The following is an 11,871-nucleotide window of genomic DNA, read 5'->3' on the forward strand; positions in this document are numbered from 1 at the left end:
CGAACAGTGAACGGCATCGGCCACGCAGCGCCGCCGCGGCGACGCTGTGCCCCCCGAAGCCGTGCGGTCTCTCAGTTGGTGACTTTCTGGCCGTCCCACAGCGTGAAGCGGCCATTCTTCACCACGAGCTCGGCGCTCTTGGCTCCGGCGACGCGCCGTGTCGCCGGGTCGAAGCTGGCCTTGCCGTAGATCACGCTCGGCACGTCCTTCACCTTGGCCAGCGTGTCGCGGATGGTCTTGCGCTCCAGATCCGGCGCCTCGCGCAGCACCTGTCCGAACAGGATGACGGTGTCATAGGCGTAGGAATTGAACGCGTCCGGCTCCTTGTCGTATTTCGCCTTGAAGGCCTGGACGAAGGTCTGCACCTCGGGCCGCGGATCCTCCGGGAAGAAGCGCGACGAGGTGAACACGCCCTCCGCCGCATCGCCGCCGAGCTCGACGAATTTCGGCGAGTAGATCGAACTCGCCGCCGCCACCGGAACCGTGAGCCCGGTCTGCCTCGCCTGCCGCACGAGCAGCGCGGCATCCGCATAATAGGACACCAGGAACAGGCTGTCGGGCTTTGCGTCTCGGACGCGCACCAGGGTCGAGCGGAAATCCTTCTCCTCCGGCAGATAGCCTTCCGTGGCGACGACCTCGGCGCCCAGCGCCTTGGCGGCGGTGACGAGATGGTCCTTGCTGGTGCGGCCCCAGTCCGTGTTGAGGTGCAGCACCGCGATGCGCTTGAAGCCGAGCCGCTTCACCGCGAAGGCGGCGTTGAGCGGCTGCTCCTCGGCCTGGCTGACTGAATTGCTCCAGATGAAATCGCCCGTCTTGGTGAAGTCGGGATGGGAATTGGTGAAACCGAACTGCAGGAGGCCCGCCCGCTGATAGATCGGCGAGGCCGCCATCGAAGCCGGGCTGGAGAAATCGCCAAGCTCGGCGACGATGCGCTTGTCGGCAATGAACTTCTGCGCGACCGCGACCGTCTGCTTGGGGTCGCTCTGCGTGTCCTCGAAGAGGTAGCGCAGGGGCCGCCCCTTGATGCCACCAGAGCCGTTGATCTGGTCGAGCGCGAGGTCGAAACCCTGCTTCCACTGCGCGCCGTACTGAGCATTGGGACCGGTCAGCGGACCGCTCACGCCAAGATAGATCGGCTCGCCCGCGGCCTCCGCCGCCCCGGCGCTTCCAGCACCAACGGCCACTGCCAAAGCCGAGCCGCCAGCCAGAAAAAGACGACGATTGATCACAACGCGCTCCACAGCATTCAGAAAATCGAACTGCCCGAAAAGCTGCGCCCGATCGGAGCGGCGGTCAAGAAAACGTTCTTTTAAAGGAACAACCTCACGGAGAATAATGATCCAACGCCGGACGAAGCGACGCTATTTGTTAGCTAATTTCTCTCGAATGGCTTCCAAGATCAAATGCCGGCCAACAGAAAAGTTCGTTAAAACGAACCATCATCACCGTGATCGCCGCGACGAACCATTCCGACCGTATCGACCCCGCTGTGAAGCGCGCGGGGCGGCTCGACCGTGATCGCCCATCTCACCGTGCAGCGGTGTTCTCGCTGAGACGGCGCAAACGAAACCGCCTCCGGCAGGAGTGGCCGGAGGCGGGCTTCTCGTCGGCTTACTCGGCAGCCTGCAAGACAGGCGCCTCGATATCGTGCCGGGCGAGCGGGCGGTTGCCCGCCAGCTTCCTCATCAGCACGTAGAAGACCGGCGTCAGGAAGATGCCGAAGGCGGTGACACCGATCATGCCGGCGAAGACCGCGACGCCCATGGCCTGCCGCATCTCGGCACCGGCCCCGGTCGAGATCACCAGCGGCACCACGCCCATGACGAAGGCGAGCGAGGTCATCAGGATCGGACGCAGGCGCAGGCGGCTGGCCTCGATCGCGGCCTCGATTGGTGTCTTACCTTCGAATTCGAGCTCTCGCGCGAATTCGACGATCAGGATGGCGTTCTTGGCGGATAGTCCGACGAGAACCACGAGGCCGATCTGGGTGAAGACGTTGTTGTCTCCGCCCGAGAGCCAGACGCCGGTCAGAGCCGCGAGCAGGCCCATCGGGATGATCAGCAGGATCGCGATCGGCAGAGTCATGCTCTCGTACTGGGCCGCCAGCACCAGGAAGACGAGCAGGATCGCCACCGGGAAGACGATCACCGCCGAATTGCCGGCCAGGATCTCCTGATAGGTCAGCTCGGTCCATTCGAAGGCGAAACCCTTGGGCAGGGTTTCGTCGGCGATGCGCTGGACCGCGGCCTGCGCCTGTCCTGAGGAGAAGCCCGGCGCCGCGCCGGCATTGATGTCGGCCGAGAGGAAGCCGTTATAGCGCATCGCGCGCTCCGGCCCGGAATCGGCACGCACATTCAGCACGGCGCTGAGCGGGATCATGTCGCCGTTGTTCGAGCGCACCTTGAGCTGGCCAACATGCTCCGGCAGGGCGCGGAAGGGCGCATCGGCCTGGACGCGCACGGTGTAGGTCCGGCCGAAGCGGTTGAAGTCGTTGACATAGGTCGAGCCGAGATAGGTCTGCAGCGTGTCGAACACCTCCGTCACGGGCACGCCGAGCTGGCGGGCCTTGGTGCGGTCGATATCGGCATAGAGCTGCGGAACGTTGACCTGGAAGCTCGAGAACATGCCGGCGATCTCCGGTGCCTGCGCGGCTTTGCCCATGAAGGCCTTGGTCGCCTCGTCCAGCGCGGCATAGCCCAGGCCGGCGCGATCCTCGATCTGCAGCTTGAAGCCGCCGATCGTGCCGAGGCCCTGCACGGGCGGCGGCGGAAACATCGCGATGAAGGCTTCCTTGATCCCAGAGAATTCCTTGTTGAGCTGCATTGCGATCGCGTTGCCGCTCAGGGACGGGTCCTTGCGGTCGTGGAAGGGCTTCAGGCCGACGAAGACGATGCCGGAGTTGGACGAGTTGGTGAAGCCGTTGATCGAGAGGCCCGGGAAGGAGATCGCGTTCTCGACGCCCGGATGCTTCAGCGCGATCTCGTCCATGCGGCGGATGACATCCTCCGTCCGGTCGAGGGTCGCGGCATCAGGCAACTGGGCGAAGCCGACGAGATACTGCTTGTCCTGGCCCGGCACGAAGCCCGACGGCACCGCCTTGAACAGCACGCCGGTCGCGCCGAGCATGACGACATAGACCGCGAGCATCACCGCGCGATGCGAGATCACCCGGCGCACGCCGCCGCCATAGGCCTCCGACGAGCGGTTGAAGAAGCGGTTGAAGGCGCGGAAGAACCAGCCGAACAGCTTGTCCATGACCCGCGTCAGCGCGTCCTTCGGGGCATGGTGGCCCTTGAGTAGGAGCGCGGCCAGCGCCGGCGACAGGGTCAGCGAGTTGATCGCGGAGATCACCGTCGAGATCGCGATGGTCAGCGCGAACTGGCGGTAGAACTGGCCGGTGAGGCCCGAGATGAAGGCGAGCGGCACGAAGACCGCGACCAGCACCAGCGCGATCGCGATGATCGGGCCGGAGACCTCGCGCATCGCCTTGTAGGTGGCTTCGCGCGGCGAGAGCCCGTTCTCGATATTGCGCTCGACATTCTCGACCACGACGATCGCGTCGTCGACGACGATGCCGATGGCGAGAACCAGCCCGAACAGGCTGAGCGCATTGATCGAGAAGCCGAGGAGGTACATCACCGCGAAGGTGCCGACGACCGAGATCGGCACCGCGACGAGCGGGATGATCGAGGCGCGCCAGGTCTGCAGGAAGACGATGACGACGAGCACGACGAGCGCGACCGCCTCCAGCAGCGTCGAGATCACCGCCTTGATCGAGGCGCGGACGAACTGGGTGGTGTCGTAGACGATCGAATAGTCCACGCCCTCGGGCATGTTCTGCTTGATCTCGCGCATCGTCTCCTGGACGCGATCGGCGATCGCGATGGCGTTCGAGCCCGGCGCCTGGAAGACCGGCACGGCGACGGCCGACTTGCCGTTCAGCAGCGAGCGCAGGGCATAATCCGCTGCGCCGAGCTCGATGCGGGAGATGTCCTTCAGCCGGACGACCGCGCCGTCGGCTGCGGTCTTGACGATGATCTCGCCGAACTGCTCCTCGGTCTGGAGGCGGCCTTGGGCGTTCACCGAAAGCTGGAGGTCGAGGCCCGGCGCATTGGGCGAGGCGCCGATGACGCCGGCCGCGGCCTGGACGTTCTGGGCGCGGATCTCGCGCACGATGTCGCCGGGCGAAAGCCCGTGCTCGGCGACCTTCTGCGGATCGAGCCAGACGCGCATCGAATAGTCGCCCGAGCCGAAGAGCTGGACCTGGCCGACGCCGTCGATGCGGGCGAGCCGGTCCTTGACGTTCAGCACCGCGTAATTGCGCAGATAGGTCATGTCGTAGCGGCCGTTCGGCGAGGTGATGTGCACCACCATCGTCAGGTCGGGCGAGCTCTTGACCGTGGTGACGCCGAGCCGGCGCACCTCCTCGGGCAGGCGCGGCTCGGCCTGGCTGACGCGGTTCTGGACGAGCTGCTGGGCCTTGTCCGGGTCGGTGCCGAGGCGGAAGGTGACGTTCAGCGTCATGACGCCGTCCGTCGTCGCCTGGCTCGACATGTAAAGCATGCCCTCGACGCCGTTGATCTGCTCCTCGATCGGCGTCGCCACCGTCTCGGCGATCACGCGCGGGCTGGCGCCGGGATATTGCGCCCGCACGACGACCGTCGGCGGGACGACCTCGGGATATTCCGAGATCGGCAGGGCCCTGATCGAGAGCAGCCCTGCCAGAAAGATCAGGACGGAGAGGACCGCCGCGAAGATCGGCCGGTCGATGAAGAATTTCGAGAGGTTCATGGATAGCGCCCCCTTTCGAGCGGCTTATGCTTGCGGCTGCGGGCCCGTCTCGCGGCACCCGCAGCCGATCGTTGATGTCAGCGTTGCGCGAGTTCGGTCGCGGGCTTCCTGAGCTCGGTCTTCTCGGCCATCGAGACGAGCTCGGGGGCGACCGTCGCGCCGGGGCGGACGCGCTGGAGCCCGTTGACGACGATGCGCTCGCCGGGCTTCAGGCCGGCGGTGACGACGCGCAGGCCGTCATGGGCGGCGCCGAGCGAGACCTCGCGCCAGGTAGCCTTGGCGTCGTCGCCGACCACGAAGACGAACTTCTTGTTCTGGTCGGTGCCGACGGCGCGCTCGTTGATGACGAGCTGCTGCTCGGCCTTGGCCTGGCCGAGCTGGACCCGGACGAACTGGCCGGGCATCAGCTTGCCGTCGGGGTTGTCGAGCCTGGCGCGCACCCTGACCGTGCCGCTGGCGCCGTCGATGCCGTTATCGACGAAGTGCAGCTTGCCGCTGAACTGCGCGGGCTGCGCCGTCGCGGTGGAGAGCCTGACCGGGATCTGCTCCAGCGCGCGCGAACCATCCGGCAGCGAGGCCAGCGCATCGAGCACGCTGCGCTCGTCGGCATTGAAGGCGGCGTAGATGGGGTCGACCGAGAGCAGCGAGGTCAGCACCTGCCCACCCGCCGCGATCAGGTTGCCGACGGTGACGTCGAGTCGACCGATGCGGCCGCTGATCGGGGCGCGGATCTGGGTGTAATCGAGATTGAGCTGCGCCGTGCGGCGGGCGGCCTCGGCGACCTGGAGATTGGCCTGAGCCTCCCGCAGATTGTTCACGCGGGTATCGATGTCGCGCTGGGAGAGGTTGCGGGTCGCCAGCAATTGCTGGCCACGCTCGTTCTCGCTCTCGGCCAGCGCGACCCTGGCCTTCGCACCCTGCACCTGCGCCTCGGCCCGCTGCAGATCGGCCAGATAGGGAGCCTGGTCGATGCTGACGAGCAGGTCGCCCTGCTTGACGAGATTGCCCTCGCGGAAATGCACGGCTTCGACGACGCCGGCGACGCGCGAGCGCAGTTCGACGCGCTCGATCGCCTCCAGCCGGCCGGAGAATTCGGCCCAGGGCACGATCTCGCGCGCTTCGACGGTCGCGACGGAGACGGGGATGGCGGGCGGCGCTGCGGGCGCGGTATCGCCTTGCGCGCGGGTGCCGGAGAGGGTGAAGACCGCAACGGCTGTCAGGGCGACGGAGGCGGTGAAGCCGGCCAAAAGGCCACGACGGTTCGTTCCCGGAATCATGGGTTCGGTCCTTCCTTGAAAATGCTGTGGGGGTTCGAAAAAGGAGAGCGCTAGGAGGGCGCGGTCCGTTCATAGAAGGCGGCGATCTCGCCGCAGCTCTTGCAGAGGCAGGAACCTTCCTCGGCCGCATCCGCATAGGCCTGCGGCCAGCGGGTCGGCGCGTTGAACTCGACATGGCGGACGGCGATGCCGGCCTGGCCGAGACGATCGGCGTATTGCGCGGCTTCGTCGCGCATCGGATCGTCCTGGCCGCTGATCAACAGAGCCGGCGGCAGGCCGGCGAGGCGCGTCGCCTGGAGCGGGGCGGCATAGGGATGGGCGGCGCGCTCGGGCGTGCCGAGATAATCGGCCCAGCCATCGGCCCAGCGGCAGCCGACAGGGCCGGCCTGCGCGCCGCGCAGCGAAGCGGTTCCGAGGCAGGCGTCGAGCATCGGCGAGAACAGGATCTGGCCGGCGAGCGCCGGGCCGCCGCGATCGCGCGCCATCATGGCCAGCGCCGCGGCGAGATTGCCACCGGCTTCCTCGCCGGCGATGTAGAGCGGTGCGCCGCGCGTCGCCCAGCGATTGCGCCCCCTGGCGAGAGCCTCGAGCGCTGCATAGATGCGCTCCAGCGTTTCGGGGAAGCGCTGTACGGGCGCGAGCGGATAGGAGAGCGAGAACACGACAGCGCCGGCTTCCGTCAGCGCCGTGGCGACGGCCTGCCCCTCGGCCGGCGAGCCGCTGTTGAAGTGGCCGCCATGCAGATGGAGCACGAGCCCGGCATTCTCCGGCACCTCGGCAGGCACGTAGAGCCGGCCGGTGAAGCTCTCTCCACGGGCGCTCAGGGTTTCCTCCCGCCAGAAGACGGAAAGGACCGGTTGCAGTTTCTGCGCGGCGATCGCGGGCATGGCGCACCCTCGCTGTTGCGTTGCAGCACGAAATAGTGAATCGGCATTTCCGAATAAATACGCTATTTGCTTATTCATTGTTCACGTACGGAAATAATCCGAGGGCGTATGGACCAGCTTGCCGCGATGCGGGCCTTCGTGCGGGTCGTCGAGACCGGGACCTTCACGCGTGCCGCCGATCTTCTGGACATGCCGAAGCCGACCGTCACCAAGCTGATCCAGCAGTTGGAGGGGCATCTGCGCGCCAAGCTGCTCAACCGGACGACGCGGCGCGTGACCGTGACCATGGATGGCGCGGCCTATTACGAACGGGCGCTGCGGCTGCTCGACGAACTCTCGGAGCTCGACGCGAGTCTGACGCTGGCGCAGGCGCGACCGAGCGGGCGATTGCGAGTCGATTGCAGCTCGTCGCTGGCAGTCTCGGTCATCATCCCCGCGCTGCATGAGTTTCATGCGCGCTATCCCGACATCCAGCTCGATCTCGGCCTGAGCGACCGGCCGGCCGACCTGATCGGCGAGAACCTGGACTGCGCCGTGCGGGCCGGCGAGATCGTCGACCAGAGCCTGATCGCGCGGCGGATCGGCGAGATGCAACTGATCACCTGCGCCACGCCGGACTATCTGGCGCGGTTCGGCACGCCGGTCCATCCGCGCGATATCGAGGATGGCCACCAGATCGTCGCCTATCGGCCGGCGCTCGGCGGCCGGGTGCTGCCGCTGATCTACCAGAACCAGAACGAGACGATCGAGCTCAGCGGGCGCTACACGATCGCGCTCAATGACGGCATGGGCTATCTCGCCGCCGGGCTCGCCAGCCACGGCATCATGCAGTTGCCGACCTTCATGGCCCGCGTGCCGATCGCCGATGGGCGGCTCGTGCCGCTGCTGCTGGACTGGTGCGCAGCGCCGAAGCCGCTGCACATCGTCTATCCGCCGAACCGCCATCTCAGCAACAAGGTGCGCGTCTTCGTCGATTGGCTGGCGGAGCTGTTCGCGCGCGAGGAACTGGTCCTGTCGCGCAACGCCGACTCCCTGCCCGGCTGCCTGCCGGAGATTCTTCCAGCAATACCTACGCCGATGCCGCCGAAGGCCCGTCAGCTCTCTTCGAACAGCAGCGCGTAGCTTTCCTCGCCGCCAGCGACCTTGCGGATACAGTCGCGGAGCGGACCGGCGCCAATCTGACGGCCGATCTCACGGCCAGTCTGCGCGGCCGTCGACACGCCTACGCCATCGCGATCCCAACAATCCTTTGCAGATCCTCGGTCTCCCCGCTGGCGTTCGTCCTTTCAGGACACAGTTTCGCGCCCGGTGAGACTACCGAGACGCCGGATGGAACGGCAGAAATGCGCCGTGAGCCCGGCGCTACAGGGCTTCGCACGCACTCACACCACCGATGATCTCAGTAGAAGGATTGGAAATGACCTTCCGCAACGGCCTGAACTCGCTCCTTCGTCCCGAAGACTCGGTTCTCGTTCTGATCGACCATCAACCCTATCAGCTTGCCAACCTGAACAGCCACGACCCTCATATGGTCGTGAACAATACAACGGCTCTTGCGAAGCTCGCGAAAGCCTTCGATGTTCCGACCATTCTCACCAGCGTGATCGCGGCGCGCGGTGGCCTTCTCTTCAAACAGATCACCGACGTATTTCCGGGTCAGGACGTCATCGATCGCACCTGGGTGAACACCTGGGAGGACGAGAATGTCGTGAGCGTCGTCAAGGCGACCGGCCGCAAGCAGCTGATCATCGCCGGCCTGTGGACCGAAGTCTGCGTCGCAATGCCTGTCATCCAGGCCGCCGGCGAAGGCTGGGACGTGACCGTGATCACCGACGCGTCGGGCGGCATTTCGAAGGAATCTCACGAAGTGGCCATTCAGCGAATGATCGCGGCCGGCGCGAACCCGATGACGGTGATGGCGCTCGCCGGCGAATGGCAGCGCGACTGGGCACGCACGGAGCATGTCGAAGAGCTGACACAGATTCTGATCGATCACTTCGGCGGCAGCGGCATCGCCTATCTGTGGGAGCAGCAGCTGCTCAACACGCCGGCGCCGAAGGCCGCCGGCTGATCGAAGCGGGATGACGAGATCCCGCGCGATGCATTCCGCTTCAGTTGAATGCTTGTCGGGATCCGTCATCCCATCTCAACGCTCGGCCGGACGTGGGCACGCCGAGCATCGATCGCGTCGCTCCAGCGGGAGCGGCTGGCGACTGCCGGTGACGTCGATCCGGGGCTTCGTCGTCGCGATGATCGTCGGTGCGACACAGGTCGAGGCACAGGTCGGGACCGATATCGGCCGCGCCCCGACCTTGACGATCGAGCGTTACCCCGAAAGCTGGTCTTATCTGGCAGACCCCGCCCGGCGGACGGGGCGGTGGACGGAGCCGTTCAAATACATCCCCCTGAGCACGGATGGATCGGCCTATCTCACGACAGGCCTCGAAATCCGATCGCGCTACGAAGGCTATGCCAATCCCCGTTGGGGTGAAGCGCCGCACGACGGCTATGTCTGGCATCGCTTCATGCCCTATGCCGATTTCCATGTCGGGAAGCTGCGCCTGTTCGCCCAGCCCATCATCTCCGGGATTTCGGGCGTGCGCCGCGCCAAGCGACCCGTCGATACGACCGGTGCGGATATGCTGCAGGCCTTCGTCGAGGTGGAGGCGGATGTCGCGGAGGCGACCTCGCTGCGGATGTCGGCAGGTCGCAAGCTGATCTCGCTGGGCGCGGGGCGCTTCGTCGACACGCGCTACGGTCCCAATATCCCTCAGGCCTTCGACGGCTTCGACATGTCTCTGACGGCCCCGACCCGGCAGGTCACGGCCCTCGCCGTTCGTCCGGTCGACAACCGGCTCGACAGTTTCGACGATCGGACGTCGACCCAGAAATCCCTCTGGGGCGTCTATGCGACGCAATGGCTGGGAGATGGTCGAGCGAAAGGCTTCGACGTCTACTACCTGGGGCTGCGAGACCGGAACGCGGTCTACGATCAGGGAACCGGGAAAGAGCTGGTCCACACCTTCGGCACCCGCATATTCGGAGACACCGGCTCCTCATACTGGAACCTCGAGGCCGCCGTTCAGAACGGAACGTTCGCAGGCCACCGCAGGGCGGCATGGGGCATCGGCGGCGAGATCGGCTATCGCTTTGCCCAGGCTCCGCTGCAGCCCGACCTCAGGCTCGCCGCCGACGTGATTTCGGGCGACGACGATCCGGACGATCCGAAACTGGGAACGCTCAATCCCCTCTTTCCAAGGGGCAAGTACTTCGTGTCCCAGTCGCCGATCGGGCCGCGCAACCTGATCCAGCTTCGGCCTTCCATCACGATCCATCCGCGCAAGGACGTCGAGCTGTCGCTGTCGGGGTCGGCCTATTGGCGACAGAGCACCGGGGACGGCATCTACGCGATCTCGGGGGCGCTCGTACGAAGCGGCAGGGGCAGCGATGCGCGCTTCATCGGAACGCAGGCCGAGATCGCCGTCGCCTGGCAGGCCACGCCGGAGCTCAATCTGGCAGCCTCGGTCGGCGTCTTCGATCCGGGAACGTTCATTCGGGAGACCGGCCCGGCTCAGCTCATCAAGCTCGTCGGCGTCATGGCGAACTATCGATTCTGACCATGCCGTCCTTCGCTTCTCTCGAACGCATCTCCCCAAGCCGCGCCGGTGGATGAGCCCGAGGATCGACGCCCGGCTGGTCCAAAGGGTCGCGGGTCCGATGCCCGCCGAGCCTTAGCGCCCCGGCTCAGCGAGGCGAGAGTTCCGCCCGGAGATTTCGATCGGCGGTTCGGTTGACATTGCCGCCTCTTCTGCCGGGCGATGTTTCACCGATCGCGACCCCAGATTTCCGGATTCTGCGCGAAGTACTCGAGCAGCATCTCGGTCAGCACCCTGACTTTTCGCGATGGGTGCTGACCCGGCGGGCGGACCACATAGGCGGCCCCCGGAGGGACCGGATAGCGTGTCATGATCGGCACCAGCGCACCGGAGGCCACATGTCCATATGTGATGCAATCGGGGAGCCAGGCGATGCCGAGACCCGCCACCGCGGCTGCCGCGAGCGCTGTGGCGCTGTCGGCCTTGAACCGGCCCTGCGGCTGAATCGTGACGATCTTGTCGCCATCCATGAACTGCCAGGTTTCCGTTCCTTGCATCAGGGCCGGATGGGTCACGAGTTCGTCCAGAGATTCGGGCGACCCGTGCACCGCGATATAATTCGGGCTCGCGACGAGCTTCCCATGGATCGGTCCGACGCGCTTCGCGATCAGATTGGAGTCCTGAAGGTAGCCGCCCCGGATCGCGCAATCGAAACCTTCGGCGATCAGATCGACGAAGCGATCGCTGTAGGATGTATGGAGGTGGAGCTGCGGGTGCTGGCGTGCCATTTCCGCGAGCACGGGAGCGAAATGGGTCGGGCCGAAAGTCAGCGGCATGGCAACCCGGAGGCGGCCCCGCAGTTCACCGGTGGGGTGGATCGCTTCCCTGGCCGTATTGATCTCGGCGCTGGCTCTGGCCGCATGATCCCTGAACGTCGCTCCCGCTTCCGTAAGCGCGGCGCCCCGCGTCGTCCTCGCAAGAAGCTGAACGCCGATTTCTGCCTCGATGCGGAGGAGCCGACGGCTAACGATCGATTTTGCGATGCCGAGCCGTCGCGCGGCCGCCGATACCCCGCCGGCATCGGCCACTGCGACGAATGTCTGCAGATCTTCGATATCCAATTCAACGTTCCCCATTTCGCGACACAGTGTGCCTGATTATGGCACTACCTCGTCACTGAAAGGAACGGCAGATTACCTCGGACAGCGGCGGGCTCGATCTGCCTGCGATGACAGACCGTTCATGTGCGGCGACGGCGTAAGCGCCGCCTTTTTGATGAACTCGCGGAGAACCTTCGATGCCTCCCAACTCCGCTCCGCG

8 protein-coding genes are annotated in these 11,871 nt (G+C 65.7%); 3 read left to right on the forward strand and 5 right to left on the reverse strand.

Features of this window, described 5'->3' with window-relative positions; all coding sequences use genetic code 11:
• Positions 1-71: 71 nt before the first annotated feature.
• From GGC47_RS00285 to GGC47_RS00300, 4 genes are all read right to left on the reverse strand, one after another.
• Positions 72-1,229 carry an ABC transporter substrate-binding protein gene (locus tag GGC47_RS00285; protein WP_113253294.1) on the reverse strand — a complete coding sequence of 386 codons (1,158 nt, stop codon included), beginning with the start codon at positions 1,227-1,229 and terminating at the stop codon, positions 72-74.
• A 382-nt stretch (positions 1,230-1,611) separates the two neighbouring features.
• Positions 1,612-4,791: an efflux RND transporter permease subunit gene (locus GGC47_RS00290; protein WP_142020492.1), complete on the reverse strand. Its 3,180-nt coding sequence runs from the start codon at positions 4,789-4,791 to the stop codon at positions 1,612-1,614.
• Positions 4,792-4,868: 77 nt separating this feature from the next.
• A complete protein-coding gene (locus GGC47_RS00295; protein WP_142020491.1) occupies positions 4,869-6,068 on the reverse strand; it encodes an efflux RND transporter periplasmic adaptor subunit in 1,200 nt (399 codons plus the stop codon).
• 50 nt (positions 6,069-6,118) lie between these two features.
• On the reverse strand, positions 6,119-6,955 hold the full coding sequence (locus GGC47_RS00300) for an alpha/beta hydrolase fold domain-containing protein (protein ID WP_112764159.1): 837 nt from the start codon (positions 6,953-6,955) through the stop codon (positions 6,119-6,121).
• Positions 6,956-7,063: 108 nt separating this feature from the next.
• On the opposite strand from GGC47_RS00300, the gene GGC47_RS00305 reads away from it, so the two are divergent.
• The 3 genes from GGC47_RS00305 to GGC47_RS00315 all read left to right on the forward strand — a co-directional run bounded on the left by GGC47_RS00305 (position 7,064) and on the right by GGC47_RS00315 (position 10,572).
• Positions 7,064-8,077, forward strand: coding sequence for a LysR family transcriptional regulator (locus GGC47_RS00305; RefSeq protein WP_081925315.1), 1,014 nt, complete (start codon positions 7,064-7,066; stop codon positions 8,075-8,077).
• Between the two features lie 295 nt (positions 8,078-8,372).
• Positions 8,373-9,026, forward strand: coding sequence for a hydrolase (locus tag GGC47_RS00310; RefSeq protein WP_038362037.1), 654 nt, complete (start codon positions 8,373-8,375; stop codon positions 9,024-9,026).
• 148 nt (positions 9,027-9,174) lie between these two features.
• Positions 9,175-10,572: an alginate export family protein gene (locus GGC47_RS00315; protein ID WP_210245558.1), complete on the forward strand. Its 1,398-nt coding sequence runs from the start codon at positions 9,175-9,177 to the stop codon at positions 10,570-10,572.
• A 206-nt stretch (positions 10,573-10,778) separates the two neighbouring features.
• On the opposite strand, the gene GGC47_RS00320 is transcribed toward GGC47_RS00315, so the two are convergent.
• Positions 10,779-11,672, reverse strand: a complete 894-nt coding sequence (locus GGC47_RS00320) for a LysR family transcriptional regulator (protein ID WP_142020490.1) — start codon at positions 11,670-11,672, stop codon at positions 10,779-10,781.
• Between the last annotated feature and the right edge of the window lie 199 nt (positions 11,673-11,871).

Source organism: Allobosea sp. OAE752 (assembly GCF_050433265.1).
Lineage (GTDB): Bacteria > Pseudomonadota > Alphaproteobacteria > Rhizobiales > Beijerinckiaceae > Allobosea > Allobosea spartocytisi.